This is a genomic window from Ktedonobacteraceae bacterium, assembly GCA_035653615.1.
GTDB lineage: Bacteria > Chloroflexota > Ktedonobacteria > Ktedonobacterales > Ktedonobacteraceae > DASRBN01.
In genome coordinates, this window is record DASRBN010000005.1 from 1 (window position 1) to 16,074 (window position 16,074).

Sequence of the window (16,074 nt, forward strand, 5' to 3'; positions counted from 1 at the left end):
TTCTCGACATGATGGAGTTGGAGAGCTACCGAGCCAGAACGGCACAGCTTCGGCTGCAAGGAGAAGGAGGTGAACTGGCGGAGTAAGCACCAGCGGCAGCAGTAATACGCGCTCACCCGAATTTCTTATTGACATTTAACACTGCGGAAACGTGCCACTGATTACACTGATTACGATTGATTACAGTGATGCCACTGATTACGGCAGGTTCTTGCTGATGACAACCCTCTAACGAGAGGGCCTCTTGCTTGCACAGCCTGCTAGACTTCATTCCTTGCCGCTCAATACCTGCATCATCAAAGGCAGGCTTCCTGGGAAATGATGTGGCAGCAGTGTCATTGCCGTAATCAGCGTAATCAGTGTAATCAGGTTGTCGTTTTACCAGATTACCGACACCATTCGAAGTATCATTGCCGTAATCAGCGTAATCACTGTAATCAGTTTCATCACTCCGACGTGCGCTCTCATGGTCATCACTCACACCCATGCCAGTAGATGCAAAATCCATCGTTTGGCGAGACTCAAGGTCTTCCTTGCGAACATCGTTCCCTTGCAATGGCTCTCTCTGCCCTTGATGATTCCTCTTTCCTGAAAGGATGAGGTAGTGGCCATGCAGTTGCGTGACCTCACCGGTTTGCTCCATCTTGCGCAGGATTGAGCGCGTGGTGTGATAGTTCTTTTCCAGCGTTTCGGCGATCTTGCGCGGGCTCATCCCCTCTGGCTGATCGCGGAGCAGCTCGATGATCTCCTGACGGGCCTGAGTGCGGCCAACTTCCTCGGCAACGCCGAGGACCGACCACAAAGCGGTGGTCACATCGAAGCGCAATGCCAACTCCTGCTCGCGCTCGACATCGCGCCCGGTCACAAAAAGGGTTGCATCCTGTTGTCCGCGCTCGCGCTTCAAGATGAGCGTGCCGTCGACAGCCCCGGTCATCCCCGTCGAGCCGGTGATCTCGTCCAGCACATCGCTTGCCCCGGTCTTACGTAGATGATGAACCGCCAGGATCGAGACATGGTAGGTCTCGGCCAGCTGCTTGAGTGGGGTCAGCGCGTCGTAATCGCCCTCGTACTGCGTGCAGCGCCGCGTATCGGTGCGCGGTGCCACCCTGGCCCAGGTGTCGACCACGACCAGCCACGTGTTGAGATGAGTCTTGAGATATTCTTCCAGGCAGGAGAGCCCACCTTCGGCCAGACGCGGCCACTCCAACGCAAAGCCCAGGCCGTTTGGGACTGTCGTCATGGAGGTCAACAACTGTCGAGCGCGTGTTTGGAGGCGACGTGCGTTCTCTTCAAGCGCCAGGTAGAGTACCTCGCCCTGGGCTACGGGTTGTTGGCCGAGGGCAACTCCACCTGAGGCAATGGAGAGTGCCAGCGAGAGCGCGAGCCAGCTTTTGCCAAGTTTAGGTTTGCCTGCCAGCAACGTCAACCCTTCCGGCAAGATCTCCGGGACCGCCCAGCGTACTGGTTGGAGTTCCCAGGCGAGCAACTCCTTCAGGCTGAAGATCTTCGGCTGTGACCCGGTAGGAGACGCAACTGGCTGAGGGCGATCAAGTACAAGCGGTTCGGCGTGATCGAGGGCGTGTTGAAAAGCGGCACGAAATCCCTGGCGGTCCTGGGTATAGAGATCACTCGAGTCTTTGGCCCTGGAGAGTCGCACCACGAAGACATTGCCTGACCAGCGCCACTCTGTGAGCCGTTTCGTCAGGTGCGAGACGAAGGTGCTACCCCCCTGATCTGGTTCATGCATGAGGTAGAGTCGGTCGATGCCCGAGAGCATGGCCGCCTCCAGAACGCCGGTCATTTCCGCGCCGGGAATGCCCAGTGCTGGAATGCCCTGGTACCAGAGCGTCCAGCAGTCTGATTCGCCCTCGACGAGTACCAGGTAGCCTGCTTTCCTGGCATCCTCCAACCGCTCCAGACCGTAGGGAACGATGTTGCCCTCGCCAACACTCCAGCGCGACCCCTCTTTGGCCACCAATGCCGTGCGAATGCGGTAACGTGGGGCCGCCCGGCCATCAGCCAGATGATAGGGGATCTGCACTCCGCCAGAGGCATGATCCATCACTCCCAGATGGAAGAGGTATTTCCAGGGCAACTGCTTCGCTAATGCAAGATCGAGCAGCGTGAGAGCCTGGCGATGCCCATTATTGGACGAACCCTGTTCAAGGGTCGTAGCCCCATCAGGAAAAAGATCCGTGATGGTGAGTCCTATGGCCTCCACAATGCGTTCGAGGGAACAGCCGGCAAAACACTTGAGCAAGACCTGTCCCTGCTCTCCCAGGCCGATGCTCAGGCTCGGTTCGCTATCGGCATGTGCAGGGCAGCAGGCTCTCCAGCCGCGCAACGAAGTGCGCACGCCCTTGAGCTGGGCCAGGACGTGGTCCAGAGTAGGAGAGGCTGGTTGTTCAGCATACAGGGACATCGCAGGTTCTCCTTCCATTTGAGAATGAAGGCAGTAGATATACAGGCCAGCACCACTGTTGATGGCCTGTGGAGAAGCTGTGGATAACTCGGCTGCGCTGCCGGGTTAAAGCGGGCCAGTGCTCTCAGATGTTCACGCGATATGCTGGCCCGCTGCCCTCACGCGCCCTCGGCCTGCTCACCTGTACGAGTCAGCAGCATATAGCCAAAGCCGGTGAGGCAGAGGATATCCAGGCCAAGCGGCCATAACCGGGCACGCAGGCGGCTGATACGCTGGGAGAGGCGATGGCGCGGACCCAATGCCAGCGTCCGATGGGCGTCCCGGTAGGCCAGACGGGCGAAGGAGACGGGTTCGCCGGCCGATCGCAGCAGCAGGAGCAGCACATCGTACTCCGAGGGCGTGCAGTCGATGACGACGCTATCGATAATGAGCAGGTGCTGCTGGTCGTTGTACCAGACCTGATGCTCCTGCAACTGGGGATGTTCTAATTGCCGGAGCTGGGCGGAAACCGTGGTCATCGTCATCGCCTTCCACCTCCCTGGTCTATCCCGACGAGTACATGAGCAGCAGATGCGGTCAACACCACCCGGGAACTGGCATCTGCGTCACCGGGTGGCTCGTTGTCTTCCCCGGTTTCCTGCAGATCGATGAGGCGCACCTCCGGATAGGTACGGGCAGAGTAGCTCCGCAGCAGTGAGCGCAGGCAGCTAAGAGGGAGTATCAGACTCTCCCACAACGAGAGCGAAATCGCCACCTCGCGCCTCTGAGTCTCCCAACACCTGGGCCAGGGAAGAACCACCAGCGCCGCGAGCCTGGTTGCTCGCATAGGGCGCAGAAAGGGTGAGACCATGCCAGGCAGCATGCCGAATTCCTCGACCGTCTGGAAGCTCGCTGGATTGATGGTGGTATGCCTGCTCCTCCGGCTCGACAGCCCAAGCGCCCTGGTGATCGCGTGCAGGTCCTGACGCGAGAGCTGCCAGGTGCCTACACCGGTGCAGAGTACGAGCAACTCGTCTACAGCCAGTGTCACCGTCTTTTGCACCAGTACCCCAGGAGGTAAAAGCGCCTGGGTCTCCATGGCGCTGTAGGATGGAGAATGCCGCACCAACCGGGTGTGCAACGGACGCGCCTCCCACGGGCTGATCTCTGCCTCCTCCGTTCTATTGGTAAGGTATTCCTCGACACAGGTCGCGAGTAACTGGATGCTGGTCCCCGGCAAAGTCGTCGGGCCGAGCAGGTATCTGCGCCGGGAGAAGAGCGACACAATCCCAGGAGTTAGCGCTGCCGCTCCATGCATGTGCCAGTGGAGCAAGACCCCTTCCAGAGGAGGTAGATCATACAGGACTTCCTCCAACAGGGAAAGCGGAGGAAGCGAACTCGTCAAAGAAATCGATGCGTGAGAACGCATATGAGATGCACCCCTTCTATTTAGTTGTAACAATGACGTTGTGCCATCATCTTTTGCCATCCCTCTCGGATAGCTACAGAGAGGCGGCCAGCAGAACGGCTCGCCCCGATGCAGCCGGGCAAAAGGCACAACCAGGACGCTGCCTGCGCCTTCATCCGGCACAGATCCCGTCCTTTGAAATAGATTAGAACAAAATTACCAGATTTTTCCTCAAAAGTGTGTGACCTTGATACCGACTTTTTGGAAGAGAATGTCTCTGATTTTGGGAATGAATGACTCCCGAAAAGGGGCTCACCCGCACTTTGCGTGAAAGAAGTGATATAATGTAAGAGAATTCCAAACCCCAGTGAGTAAAGGCCCCATGTCTATTCCCATGATTTTTCTGCCCGATTCGTTACTTGAAATTGACCAACTGATCGTCACGGAGGAAGGCATCACGCTGGTTGCCAACTGCACGACGAAAAACGGAAGCTGTCCCACTTGCCAGACCAGTTCTTCACGCGTCCACAGCCACTATCAACGGACGTTGAAGGATCTGCCTGCCAGCGGCCTGGCCGTGCAGTGGAAGCTGAACGTGCGACGCTTTTTCTGCGAGAACTCCTCCTGTTCGCGCAAGACCTTTGCTGAAGCGCTTCCCGAGGTTGCCGCGCGCTCGGCCCGCAAGACGGTGCGCTTGACCGAACTCCTCCGGCAACTTGGCTTCGCCCTGGGAGGCGAAGCAGGCGCTCACATTGCCACGGTACTCAACATCGCCTGTAGCGCCGATACCTTCCTACGACTGGTGCGGAAGACCTCTCTGGCGAGTCATCCCACCCCACGCATCTAGGCGTGGATGACTGGGCTTTCCGTCGCAATGTCTCCTATGGGACGATCCTGGTTGACCTGCAAGACCACCAGGTCGTCGATCTGCTGCCTGATCGCTCCGCGACGAGCCTGGAAAGCTGGCTCAAGTCCCATCCGGGCGTGCAGCTCATCAGCCGAGACCGCTCGGGGGACTATGCCACGGGAGCGAGCAAAGGAGCGCCGGAGGCCGTTCAGGTGGCGGACCGGTTCCATGTGCAGAAGAACCTCTCCGAGGCGGTGGAGCGCATCTTCCACCGCCATCGGCGCCTCTTACAACAGATCGTGGTCGCCCGCCCGGCTTCCTCTCCTGCTCCGGTCTCGGTCCCCATTCCACGTCCAGAGCGGGAAGCAAGTCGACAACAGACACGCGACAGGAGAATGCAGCAGTACGAGGCGGTGCGAGCGCTCTATCTGCAGGGTAGCAGTCTATCGGAAATTGCCCGGCGTTTCCACATGGGACGGATGACAGTCCAGAAATTTGCCTATGCCGACGCCTATCCCGAAACGGCTGCCTATCGCGTCAAGGCCGGGATGCTCCATCCCTACGAAGCGTATATCCGTGAGCGATGGCAGCAGGGATGCCGTAACGGTGCCAGGCTCTACCGCGAGGTGGTAGCCATGGGCTATGTCGGCAAACGCCAACAAGTGGCTCGCCTGGTTGCCCATCTGCGCAAGCAACTCAAAGCGGGGATCACGGATTTCTCGGCGCAAGCGCAAGGCTTAACGCCTCGTGCCGCCGTGAGCCTGCTCATGCGGCGGTCAGAAACCTTGACCAAGGAGCACCAGCAGGCGCTGGTGCAGATGCGTCAAGCACACCAGGGATCGCCCAGGTGATGGACATCGTGACCCGCTTTCTGACCCTGCTGCGGACCCTGCAAGGCGACCAGTTAGAGGCTTGGATGGAAACAGCACAGCTCAGTAACATTCGTGAACTACAGAACTTTGTGGGGAAATTACGCAAAGACCAGCAGGCCGTGCAAGCCGGGTTGACGCTCAGTTGGAACAATGGCGTCGTCGAAGGGCATGTCAATCGACTCAAATGCCTCAAACGGACGATGTACGGCCGCGCCAAATTTGATTTGTTGCGTCAGCGCGTTCTCTATCGGCCACCTTCCTCACCAACTCAGCCTTTTCACGCAAAGTGCGGGTGAGCCGATTTTCTAGGGCCATTATATAATGCATTGCTGCTGATTCGGCAAATTGCAGGTTTAGGGCGGATTACTTAGAAAGTAACTACTACTCTGTTAGTTTCGCCGACGACGAAAAGCCTTAACATCATACACTAGCAGTGCCTGGGCCTCTTACTTGGGGAAGTGGACTAGGAAATGTAGTAGCTCCAGTTTACATGCGGGAAAGATTGAAAATCTCGTTTTCCTTCAACCTTTCCTGCATCTAACAATCAAAACAGCGGGCACGTTCTGGTTTCCAGGGACACGCCTGGCCATTTCTCCACCCGCTTTAGGCTCAATAAACCTCTCCAGGATAAAACCTGCTTCCATCAGGTTGTTTAGATACCTACTTAATGTTCGATGGTATGCTCCAACTTTCCCCCGTACCCCATGCGGATTGTCTGAACGCCAGTATCCCTCGGTCAAATAATCGCTTATGGTATAACGAACAGTTCCATCTGGCCCGATTTCCCTGCTTGCGCCAGGTCCCTGAAAGCAGGGATGAGTGATAGAGAAAATAAACCATCCACGCGGGCGCAAAATACGCGCTACGGCCAGGAAAGTGCCACGGATGTTTTCAATATCCATCAGTGACATATTGCAAACCACGCCATCAAATGTCGCATCGGCAAGCGTTGCCAGTAACTGTGCATCATCAAGAACGTAATCAATACCCAGAGGTTGAGCGTCCTCATAACGCCGCGCAATTTCCAACAATTTTGCCGAGAGATCAACTCCCGTCACTCTCGCCCCTTTTTGAGCCAGATAACGGCAGAGCATCCCCTGGCCGCACGCGAGATCACAAATCGTTTGACCACCTGGATCACCCATTAACTCAAGTAGCGGTGGTAGAACAAGATCATGAATCAGCGTATTCCGAGTGATGCTGCTGTCATACCATTCAGCAATATCGTCATAATGGGCTTTCTGCATAGCCTTCACAATTTCATTCTGAATACCTTAAAATTCATAATTTATGCCTGCGCGAACACATCATCATCCTCTTCCAGCAACGGATGAATCCAGTATTTAACTTGAAACTCTTTCAGCATCTCAATAGCCCGTTCAGTTACCTCTTCAAGCGGAATGCTTAGCACCCTGGCCGGCGGCCTGTATTCATGCAAGCCGGGCAAAGCCGCTTTCAGTTCATCCAGGTGATCCAGGTTTTCCTGGTAAAGATGAATCTCAAGTTCCTGCTCCGCATTCTGTACCTCACTGATGGACTGCCGGGCCGTACTGAGCAATATATTGTTATGCTTGGATAGCCATTGCAACAAATTTAAGGCCTCAAGCGGATTGAGAACCGCGACATTGCCATTCTGATCGCGAATTAATACGTTCTTGCCATCTAAAGTAAAATTCGTCGTTGTCATTGCTTCGCCTCTCCTCAAGTCTAACGCTTCCTTGCCGGGAGCGGCCCCCGTCTACTAGTAAGTGTAACATATTTGTTGGAGAGTATCACCGTAATGACGATAGAAAAACCTCACATCACCTCTATATCATCCGCCTGCATTCCTATCGAGTAGCAATTGCCTGGACACTCCAAAAAATCCTTGACAACTCAACTGCGCATATGTTATACATTCACTAACGCACTGAAAACTTCATAAAACAAAGGCCTCGAAGGGACGAGTAACAGTAGCTGTTGCGTCCAGAGAATGGGCGGTTGGTGGAAAGCCCATATGTCAACATACTGTGAATAAAGACCCTGAGCCGCGAGAAGAAATCGCCGCGCGCGAGAGTAGAACTTCGCCGGATGCCCCCGTAATCGGGCGTGAGTATGAAACATACTCCACGAGGTTGGTGCCGCGAGGCATCAACGAATGAAGGTGGTACCACGAGAGCCGTATTTGATCGCTCTTCGTCCTTAATGAAAGGATGAAGGGCGTTTTTATTTGTCCCTTTATCCAGGTCGCAACAAAAGAAATCAAAAACCAAAACGACAAAGCTTTGAAGGGACGAGTAGCGGTCCCCGGTTGCATCCAGAGAGCGGGCGCGTGCTGGAAAGCCCGTATGCCAACCAACCGCGAATAAAACCCGGAGCGCAAGAAGAAATCGCCCCGTGCGAAAGTAGACCTTGCCGGATGCCCCCGTTAACAGGCACGGAGTATAGGGTATAAAAGCTGCCCTTACTTCACAAGGTTGATGTCGTGAGGCATCAACGAATGAAGGTGGTACCACGAGAGCCACGCGCAATGCAATGCTCTACGTCCTTCCCCAAGCGGGGGACGTAGAGCATTTTTATTGATCGTCGTTATGCAATCGAATGTACAGGAGGAAAACACACATGGCAAACTGTCCTGAATGCGAAGCCGAGATTCCCGTCCAGGGTCTCATCGTTGGCGAAATCATCTACTGCCCGGATTGTAACGCCGAACTGGAGGTGTTGCACCTCGAACCACCGTCCGTGGCACTGGCGCCTGAAGTCGAAGAGGATTGGGGGGAATAGCACTATGCGCCTCGCTATTCTCACATCGCGCATCCGCGTTGAAGAAAAGTTGCTGATCGATGCCCTGACACGCCGGTCAATTGCTTTCGATATCATCGACGATGGCGAATTATTGTTCGATCTATCGCATCCTGATGAGCGATGGCAGCAGTATGATGCAGTCCTTTGTCGCACCGTCAGTCAATCGCGCGGCCTGGCAATTCTCAACGTTCTCGAAAGCTGGGGCATACGAGTATACAACTCGGCAGCCGTCACCGCGACCTGCAACGATAAGCTGCTCACCACGCTCGCCCTGCTGCGTGCCAGCATTCCAACACCGCGCACTCTGCTGGCTTTTGATGCTGACCAGACAATTCGCGGCATCGAAATGCTCGGCTACCCGGTCGTACTCAAGCCCACAACCGGTTCATGGGGTCGTCTGCTGGCCCGCGTCAATGATCGCGACGCGGCAGAGGCAGTCCTCGAACACCAGGAAACGCTAGGTTCTTACCAGCACCACATTCACTACATCCAGGAGCATATCGCGAAGCCCCGGCGCGATATTCGCGCCTTCGTCGTTGGAGATCGCACCATCTGCGCCATCTACCGTACCAGCGAACATTGGGTAACGAACACGGCTCGTGGCGCGGTAGCGAGCAATTGTCCCGTCACACCCGAACTCGATAGCCTTTGCGTGCAAGCAGCCCAGGCGGTCGGTGGTGGCATCCTGGCCATCGATGTACTTGAAGACCCTGAGCGCGGCCTGCTGGTCAACGAAATCAACGCCACCATGGAGTTTCGTAACAGCATCGCGCCAACCGGCGTGGACATTCCCAACGCCATGCTTGACTACGTGCTGAGCGGCATACAGGAAGAGGTTCTACGATGAGTCGATTGCGTGTTGCGATTGCCGGCGGCTCCGGCTATACCGCTGGAGAACTCGCCCGGCTGCTGCTCTTTCACCCGCAGGTCGAATTGACGCAGGTGGCATCAAGCAGTCATGCCGGACAATACCTGCATAGCGTCCATCCAAATCTGCGCAAAATCAGTACCTTGCGCTTCTGTCATACCGATGACCTGTCATCATGCGACCTCTTGTTTCTCTGCCTGCCCCATGGCATCTCATCGCGAGAAATAGACCGCTACCGCCGGCTCGCGCCTCGCATAATCGACCTTTCGGCCGATTTCCGCCTGCGCTCCGCCGCCCTCTACGAACAATGGTACGGCGAACCGCATCCAGCGCCACACCTGCTGGCCGGAGCCGTCTACGGCCTGTCCGAACTGCATCGTGAGGAACTACCATCCGCGACACTCGTGAGCGGCACCGGCTGCATGGCAACGGCGGCTATCCTGGGACTCTATCCCCTCTACCGCTCAGGCCTTGTGGATACCACAATGCCGCTGGTCGTAGAGGCCAAAGTAGGCTCATCGGCCGCGGGCGCAACACCAGGCGCCAGCAGTCACCACCCCGACAGGAGCGGCGCCGTTCGCTCATTCCAACCCACCGGCCACCGTCACACCGCCGAACTCATCCAGGAACTGGGGCGAGTTGATGGCGCGTTAAACCGGGGCCCACGCGAGTCCTATCCGGTCCGCGCGCTCTCACCATGTCATTCTGAGCGGAGCGAAGAATCTGCGCCAGGTTCCGCTGAGATTCTTCGCTCCGCTCAGAATGACATGGGCAGGGCCGCTTGGTTTGCCGATTCTTGTTATTCAAGTCCATTATCGGCCCTTGAGCACGAATCGCCTCAACACATCGCCTTCTCCGCCACCGCAATCGAACTCGTGCGCGGAATACTCATCACCGCCCATGTGTTCGTCAACGAAACGATTGACGAACGCACACTATGGCGGCTCTACCGTGAAGCCTACCAGCGCGAACCGTTCATCCGCCTGGTCAAAGAACGTACCGGCGTCTACCGCTATCCAGAACCGAAGATATTGGCCGGCAGCAATTACTGCGATATCGGCTTCGAACTCGATCCGCATCAACCGCGTGTGGTCGTCATGGCCGCCCTCGATAACCTGGTGAAAGGCGCCGCCGGCAACGCAGTACAGGCGCTCAACTGCATGTATGGTTGGGACGAATCGTTGGGTCTGACCTTTCCCGGTCTGCACCCGGTGTAGCAAGAGAGGAACGTTACTATGACGCTTGTTGTGAAAATTGGCGGGGGAGCGGGTGTTATCACCACGAATATTGTGCGCGAGATAGCCCAATGCGTTACGGATGGTCAGCAGATAGTCGTGGTGCATGGCGCCTCAGACCTCACCAACGAACTCTCCGAACGCCTGGGGCATCCTGCTCGCGTGATTACCTCGCCGGGTGGCCTGGTCAGCCGCTATACCGATGCCGAAACGCTGCGCATCTTCGCTATGGCTACTGTGGGCGAGATCAATACCGCCCTGGTCGCGAGTTTGCAGCAGCAAGGAGTCAGCGCGCTAGGATTGTCAGGCGTCGATGGCCGATTGCTGCTGGCACGGCGTAAATCGATCGTGCGCTCCCTGATGCCGGATGGTCGCGTACAAATCCTGCGCGACGACTACACCGGGCAAATCGAACGTGTAAATGAGGCGCTGCTGCGGCAGCTCCTCGCTGCCGGTTACACTCCCGTCATCGCTCCCCTGGCATTGAGTCACGAGGGAGAACGCCTGAATGTTGACGGAGATCGAGCGGCAGCTGCCATTGCTGCTGCACTGCACGCCGAGACCCTGGTTATCCTGACCAACGTTCCCGGCCTGCTTTCCAATCCAGAGGATAGCACGACGCTCATCAGAACAATTCCTGCCGGGTGCCTGCCCGACTACATGCACTATGCCAGGGGACGCATGCGCAAGAAACTGCTGGGCGCGCAGGAAGCATTGCAAGGCGGCGTACCGCGCATCTGTATCGGTAGCGCCTCGCTACTCGACGTGCTGCATGGCTCAGGCACGATAATCGAGGCATCGTCCATCTCAAGAGAAAGGCTAACCGTATGATTTCGACCATCGAACTCGAAAATACCTACACAACAGGCGTCTACAGCAAGCGTCCCATCGCCATCGTGCGTGGCAGCGGAGCAGTAGTATGGGATGAAGAGGGCCGGGAATATATCGACTGCGCGGCAGGGCATGGCGTCGCTAATATTGGACATGGACGACCTGAAATTGCCGCCGCCCTCGCAGCCCAGGCCCATCGCCTCATCACCTGCCCCGAAATCGTCTACAATGACATGCGCGCTCGGCTGCTCGAACGCCTTGCCAACCTGGCGCCGCGGGGACTCGATCATATCTTCCTCTGTAACAGCGGAACCGAGGCCATCGAGGGCGCGTTCAAATTCGCTCGTCTTGCTACCGGTCGCCCCGGCATTATTGCCACATTGCGCGGCTTCCATGGTCGCACAATGGGATCGCTTTCGGCCACATGGGAACCGCATTACCGCGAACCGTTCGCGCCCCTCGTTCCAGACATTACCCATATCCGCTACAATGACCTGGCAGCCGCCGAAGCCACCATCAATGAGCAGACCGCGGCGGTCATCATCGAACTCGTGCAGGGCGAAGGTGGCGTGCATGTCGCGAACGGCGAGTATGTACGCAGTCTCGCATCGCTCTGTCATGAACGCGGCGCCCTGCTCATCATCGACGAGGTGCAAACCGGCTTTGGTCGCACCGGTCGTCTTTTCGCCTGCGACCACTATGATTTGCGGCCCGATATCCTCTGTCTCGCGAAATCCCTGGCCGGTGGCATCCCCATGGGCGCCATCTGCCTCGGCCCTCGCGTAATGGAGAGCGGGCGCATCACTCGCGGCGTCCACGGCAGCACCTTCGGCGGCAACCCCCTGGCCTGCGCAGCCGCGCTTGCTACCCTCGACATCATCGAACAGGAAGCCCTGCCCGAACGCGCAACCATCCTCGGCGAACACGCGCTGGAAAGGCTTCGAGCCATACCCAACCCACTTATCCGCGAAGTGCGTGGCAGAGGCCTCTTGATCGGCATCGAACTCACACGCCGCGCGCAGCCATATCTCGAAAAGCTCACCGAACGAGGCGTCATCGCCCTGCTCGCTGGCCCAAACGTCATTCGCTTGCTGCCACCCCTTGTGATAACCCTGGAGCAACTGGATCGCGTGCTGGACGTGGTAGAGGAAGTGGTAACAACGCAGCCGGTAGGGGCGAGTGCTGTGATGGATGCGGAGCGGGGGAGCTTGCTCCGCTCTGGGGAGTTAGGGGATCGCTCGCTCGATTCCCACCATATTGTACTCGAGACAGAGGAAGCCGGGTTAGATGCCTCGCTTACCAACCCCGCAATCTCTCTCCTGCACAACATGCTCACCATCCCCAGCTATTCGGGCCAGGAGAGCGCGCTTGCTCGCTATCTTGTCGAACAGGCGCAGCAGATGGGCCTGCATGCCACCGTCGATGAAACCGGCAATTTCATCGCCAGCACGCACCCTCTTGACTGCGATACGCACCAGCAGCCCATCATCCTGCTCGGTCACATGGATACCGTGCGCGGCTACATTCCCGTCAGACTACAGGATGGCGTTCTGTATGGACGAGGGGCCGTAGATGCCAAGGGTCCTTTAGCGGCCTTCATCTGTGCAGCCGCCCGCATTGCGAACGACATACCTGGCGATTCCATCCATCATCCAATCATCGTAATTGGAGCCGTTGAAGAGGAATCCGCGACCTCAAGGGGCGCGCGTGCAGTCCTCGAACGCTACCAGCCCATCGCCTGCATCATCGGCGAACCCAGCGGCAGCCAGGCCGTCACGATTGGCTACAAGGGCAGGTTGCTGGTCGAATATAGCCTGTCGCGTCCGGTCCATCACAGCGCGAGCCAGCAGTCGAACAGTAGCGAGACGGCCATCACCTTCTGGAACCGCGTTCATAACCATGCTATTGAATGGAATGAGCAGCATTCCTCACATTCCGCGTTCGCCGCCCTCATGCCCTCACTCAGGAGCATCAATAGCAGCCAGGACGGCTTAGAGGAACACACACGACTGCTGATCGGCTACCGGTTGCCGCCCGATTACGATATCGCCGGCTTGCGTGAAATGTTAGAGCAATGGGCACGTGAAGACGATGCCAGCATCAACTTCCATGGCGAAGAAGCTGCCTTTCAATCCACGCGCGCGACGCCCCTTGCGCGTGCCTTCATCTCCGCCATTCGCGCTGCCGGAGGTCAAGCCATCTTCAAACATAAAACCGGCACATCGGACATGAACGTTGTCGGCCCCATCTGGGGGCAAAACATCGTCGCCTATGGCTCCGGCGACTCGCGCCTGGACCATACGCCGCAGGAACATATCCAGATTTCCGAGTATCTGCAAGCCATTGACATCGTGCAAAGAGTGCTGGGGGAACTTGCGCTCAGGAAGGAAACATTGTTATGAGATCGCTCGCCATTCTTGACTCGACATTGCGTGAGGGAGAACAGTTTGCCGGCGCCTTCTTTACTCTGGAGCAGCGGCTCAACATCGCGCGTATGCTCGATGCCGTCGGTGTGTCATTCATAGAGGTTCCGTCGCCCATCAGCTCGCCTGGCATGCGGCAGGCCATACAATCGATTTGCAAGCCTGGCCTGCGGGCGCATATCGTAGCGCACGTGCGCTGTGTTGAGGCCGATGTCGAGGCCGCGCTGGAAACACCCGTTTACGGTCTGAACCTCTTCTACGGCACATCGGCGGAGTTACGCACGTTCAGCCATGGCCGCCGCGTCGACCAGATCATCGCCGATGCCGTGCCACTGATCCGGCGCATCCGCGCCGCCGGTCGCTACGTGCGCTTCTCCTCCGAAGATGCCTTTCGTAGCGACCTCGTCGATCTACTGACCGTTTTTGATGCCGTCGTCGATGCCGGCGTGCAGCGTATCGGCCTGCCCGATACCGTCGGCATTGCTTGCCCGCGCCAGGTGGAGCAGCTCGTGCGCCTCTGCGCGGAACGCTACCCACACGTCGGTATCGAATTTCACGGCCACAACGACACCGGCTGCGCCCTCGCCAATACCGTCGCGGCCCTCGAAGGAGGCGCGGACTGCCTCGATGTCACCGTACTGGGCATCGGCGAGCGCAACGGCATCGCCCCGCTCAGCGGCCTGATTGCGCAACTCTACATTCACTATCCCGAGCTGCTGGCAAACTATGATCTTACGCAACTGGCCCCGCTTGACCACTATGTCTCGGAGTGCCTCCAGCTTCCCATTCCTTTTAATATACCCATCACCGCCCCGGGCGCATTTACGCACAAGGCGGGTGTGCATACCCGCGCCGTACTGAGGAATCCACGCGCTTATGAGGTGCTTGATCCGGGCGATTTTGGCCTGATGCGCCAGGTCGTTGTCGGTTCTCCCATCACCGGTCGCCATGCCGTCGGCCATCGCGCCGCGACATTAGGTTTGCAGCTCAGCAATGACGAAATCTGCCATCTCACCCACGCCCTCAAAGAGCGGACCGAGCAGGGCAGCTTAAATTCAGATGAAGTCGATGCATTTATTCATGCATGGTATCAAGAGAAAGGAAGTGTCGCATGGGAACGTTAACCGAAGAAATCTTCAGTCGCAAAGCCGGTCGTACCGTAGAGCAGGGCGAGACGGTCGTCGTGGATGTTGACCACGTCATGAGCCACGATACCACGACGCCCCTGGCAATCCAGGCGTTTCGTAAATTATCGCAGCAAAATGGCGGGCGCGTCTTCGATGCGCGTCGCTCGCACATCGTATTTGATCATATCATTCCGGCTGCGACCATCCAGGCTGCCACCCTGCATCGCGATGTCCGCACCTTCGCGCGCGAGCAGGATATCGCCATCTTACAGGAAGGCATCTGCCACCAGGTCATGCCCGAACGCGGCTACGTCGTTCCCGGCGATATCATCGTCGGAGCCGACAGCCACACCTGCACCTACGGCGCGCTCGGCGCTTTTGCCACCGGCATGGGTTCTACCGATATCGGTGTCGCCTATGCCACCGGGCGCGCCTGGTTTCGCATCCCAACCACCATCAACGTGCGTCTCTCAGGAGCCCTGCCGCATGGCGTCTACACCAAGGATGTCACATTTGAAATCGTGCGTAGGATAGGCGTCGACGGGGCTAACTATCGCGCCATCGAATACACGGGCGACTTCATTGAGAACTGTTCGGTAAGCGAGCGCCTGACCCTCTGCAACATGGCGATTGAGATGGGCGGCAAGGCTGGCCTCGTCGCCGCCGATGAAACCACCCGTGAATGGCTGCGTGGCCGCACCGAACGCGATTATCCCATGCTCAGGCCGCGCAACCCGCGCTACGAAAGCATCGTCGAAATCGATGTCTCAACCTTGCAGCCGATGATCGCCTGCCCGCCGGATGTCAACAATGTCGTTCCCGTTGAATCGGTCGAACACGTCAAAATCGACCAGGTCTTTCTCGGCACCTGCACCAATGGTCGCCTTGACGACCTCGCCATCGCCGCGCGTATCTTACAGGGCAGGACTATCCATCCAGAAACCCGCATGGTCGTCATTCCCGCTTCGCGCGAGGTCTACCTGGAAGCAATGCGCCTCGGCTACCTGGAAACATTCGCGCAGGCCGGCGCCTCCATTGGCACCCCAGGTTGCGGCCCCTGCATCGGCCGGCACTTCGGCGTACTGGCCCCCGGCGAGCGCGCATTAACCACCATGAACCGCAACTTCACCGGTCGCATGGGCGACCCCACCGCCGAAATTTACCTCGGCAGTCCGGCCTCCGTCGCCGCCACCGCCCTGACCGGCCACATTACCGATCCCAGGAACTTCGTATAGCCATATATGACATGTTGATTATATCTTTTTGTACCCGTAGGGA

At 57.5% G+C, this 16,074-nt stretch carries 15 protein-coding genes and 1 other annotated feature; of the genes, 10 read left to right on the forward strand and 5 right to left on the reverse strand.

Annotation, left to right across the window (positions count from 1 at the left end; translation table 11 throughout):
* Positions 1-112 precede the first annotated feature (112 nt).
* From VFA09_03310 to VFA09_03320, 3 genes are all read right to left on the reverse strand, one after another.
* Positions 113-2,422 carry an AAA family ATPase gene (locus VFA09_03310; GenBank protein HZU66280.1) on the reverse strand — a complete coding sequence of 770 codons (2,310 nt, stop codon included), beginning with the start codon at positions 2,420-2,422 and terminating at the stop codon, positions 113-115.
* A 158-nt stretch (positions 2,423-2,580) separates the two neighbouring features.
* A complete protein-coding gene (locus VFA09_03315) occupies positions 2,581-2,946 on the reverse strand; it encodes a hypothetical protein (protein HZU66281.1) in 366 nt (121 codons plus the stop codon).
* Entirely contained in the window at positions 2,943-3,830 is an 888-nt protein-coding gene (locus VFA09_03320) for a hypothetical protein (protein HZU66282.1), read from the reverse strand. Before VFA09_03320 ends, VFA09_03315 begins: the two co-directional genes overlap by 4 nt.
* 361 nt (positions 3,831-4,191) lie before the next feature.
* On the opposite strand from VFA09_03320, the gene VFA09_03325 reads away from it, so the two are divergent.
* Genes VFA09_03325 through VFA09_03335 form a run of 3 tightly spaced genes read left to right on the forward strand, consistent with a single transcriptional unit; the run spans position 4,192 to position 5,824 of the window.
* Positions 4,192-4,656 carry a transposase family protein gene (locus VFA09_03325; GenBank protein ID HZU66283.1) on the forward strand — a complete coding sequence of 155 codons (465 nt, stop codon included), beginning with the start codon at positions 4,192-4,194 and terminating at the stop codon, positions 4,654-4,656.
* A gap of 2 nt (positions 4,657-4,658) precedes the next feature.
* A complete protein-coding gene (locus VFA09_03330; protein HZU66284.1) occupies positions 4,659-5,507 on the forward strand; it encodes a transposase in 849 nt (282 codons plus the stop codon).
* Positions 5,507-5,824 carry a transposase gene (locus tag VFA09_03335; protein ID HZU66285.1) on the forward strand — a complete coding sequence of 106 codons (318 nt, stop codon included), beginning with the start codon at positions 5,507-5,509 and terminating at the stop codon, positions 5,822-5,824. The genes VFA09_03330 and VFA09_03335 overlap by 1 nt, the downstream gene beginning before the upstream one ends.
* 225 nt (positions 5,825-6,049) lie before the next feature.
* On the opposite strand, the gene VFA09_03340 is transcribed toward VFA09_03335, so the two are convergent.
* Positions 6,050-6,775 (reverse strand): methyltransferase domain-containing protein, encoded by a 726-nt coding sequence (locus VFA09_03340; GenBank protein ID HZU66286.1) that lies wholly within the window; start codon positions 6,773-6,775, stop codon positions 6,050-6,052.
* Between the two features lie 41 nt (positions 6,776-6,816).
* On the reverse strand, positions 6,817-7,215 hold the full coding sequence (locus VFA09_03345) for a hypothetical protein (GenBank protein HZU66287.1): 399 nt from the start codon (positions 7,213-7,215) through the stop codon (positions 6,817-6,819).
* Between the two features lie 238 nt (positions 7,216-7,453).
* Positions 7,454-7,714, forward strand: a binding site (T-box leader).
* A gap of 415 nt (positions 7,715-8,129) precedes the next feature.
* Between VFA09_03345 and lysW the strand changes: the two genes are divergently transcribed.
* Genes lysW through VFA09_03380 form a run of 7 tightly spaced genes read left to right on the forward strand, consistent with a single transcriptional unit; the run spans position 8,130 to position 16,031 of the window.
* Positions 8,130-8,291: a lysine biosynthesis protein LysW gene (lysW, locus tag VFA09_03350; protein HZU66288.1), complete on the forward strand. Its 162-nt coding sequence runs from the start codon at positions 8,130-8,132 to the stop codon at positions 8,289-8,291.
* A 4-nt stretch (positions 8,292-8,295) separates the two neighbouring features.
* Positions 8,296-9,159, forward strand: coding sequence for a lysine biosynthesis protein LysX (gene lysX, locus VFA09_03355; protein ID HZU66289.1), 864 nt, complete (start codon positions 8,296-8,298; stop codon positions 9,157-9,159).
* A complete protein-coding gene (locus tag VFA09_03360; protein ID HZU66290.1) occupies positions 9,156-10,397 on the forward strand; it encodes an NAGSA dehydrogenase family protein in 1,242 nt (413 codons plus the stop codon). The genes lysX and VFA09_03360 overlap by 4 nt, the downstream gene beginning before the upstream one ends.
* Before the next feature lie 18 nt (positions 10,398-10,415).
* Complete coding sequence (locus VFA09_03365) at positions 10,416-11,246, forward strand: [LysW]-aminoadipate kinase (GenBank protein HZU66291.1); 831 nt, start codon at positions 10,416-10,418, stop codon at positions 11,244-11,246.
* Entirely contained in the window at positions 11,243-13,648 is a 2,406-nt protein-coding gene (locus VFA09_03370) for a [LysW]-lysine hydrolase (GenBank protein HZU66292.1), read from the forward strand. Before VFA09_03365 ends, VFA09_03370 begins: the two co-directional genes overlap by 4 nt.
* Positions 13,645-14,793 carry a hypothetical protein gene (locus VFA09_03375; GenBank protein HZU66293.1) on the forward strand — a complete coding sequence of 383 codons (1,149 nt, stop codon included), beginning with the start codon at positions 13,645-13,647 and terminating at the stop codon, positions 14,791-14,793. The genes VFA09_03370 and VFA09_03375 overlap by 4 nt, the downstream gene beginning before the upstream one ends.
* Positions 14,781-16,031: a 3-isopropylmalate dehydratase large subunit gene (locus tag VFA09_03380; protein HZU66294.1), complete on the forward strand. Its 1,251-nt coding sequence runs from the start codon at positions 14,781-14,783 to the stop codon at positions 16,029-16,031. Before VFA09_03375 ends, VFA09_03380 begins: the two co-directional genes overlap by 13 nt.
* Positions 16,032-16,074 lie beyond the last annotated feature (43 nt).

Excerpts from the sequence above, each read along its gene's own strand:
- VFA09_03320 (HZU66282.1), bottom strand. The coding sequence starts at position 3,830 with ATGCGTTCTCACGCATCGATTTCTTTGACGAGTTCGCTTCCTCCGCTT.
- VFA09_03360 (HZU66290.1), top strand. The coding sequence starts at position 9,156 with ATGAGTCGATTGCGTGTTGCGATTGCCGGCGGCTCCGGCTATACCGCT.
- lysW (HZU66288.1), top strand. The coding sequence starts at position 8,130 with ATGGCAAACTGTCCTGAATGCGAAGCCGAGATTCCCGTCCAGGGTCTC.
- VFA09_03340 (HZU66286.1), bottom strand. The coding sequence starts at position 6,775 with ATGCAGAAAGCCCATTATGACGATATTGCTGAATGGTATGACAGCAGC.
- VFA09_03325 (HZU66283.1), top strand. The coding sequence starts at position 4,192 with ATGTCTATTCCCATGATTTTTCTGCCCGATTCGTTACTTGAAATTGAC.
- VFA09_03370 (HZU66292.1), top strand. The coding sequence starts at position 11,243 with ATGATTTCGACCATCGAACTCGAAAATACCTACACAACAGGCGTCTAC.
- VFA09_03375 (HZU66293.1), top strand. The coding sequence starts at position 13,645 with ATGAGATCGCTCGCCATTCTTGACTCGACATTGCGTGAGGGAGAACAG.
- VFA09_03310 (HZU66280.1), bottom strand. The coding sequence starts at position 2,422 with ATGTCCCTGTATGCTGAACAACCAGCCTCTCCTACTCTGGACCACGTC.
- lysX (HZU66289.1), top strand. The coding sequence starts at position 8,296 with ATGCGCCTCGCTATTCTCACATCGCGCATCCGCGTTGAAGAAAAGTTG.
- VFA09_03365 (HZU66291.1), top strand. The coding sequence starts at position 10,416 with ATGACGCTTGTTGTGAAAATTGGCGGGGGAGCGGGTGTTATCACCACG.
- VFA09_03335 (HZU66285.1), top strand. The coding sequence starts at position 5,507 with ATGGACATCGTGACCCGCTTTCTGACCCTGCTGCGGACCCTGCAAGGC.
- VFA09_03315 (HZU66281.1), bottom strand. The coding sequence starts at position 2,946 with ATGACGATGACCACGGTTTCCGCCCAGCTCCGGCAATTAGAACATCCC.
- VFA09_03345 (HZU66287.1), bottom strand. The coding sequence starts at position 7,215 with ATGACAACGACGAATTTTACTTTAGATGGCAAGAACGTATTAATTCGC.
- VFA09_03380 (HZU66294.1), top strand. The coding sequence starts at position 14,781 with ATGGGAACGTTAACCGAAGAAATCTTCAGTCGCAAAGCCGGTCGTACC.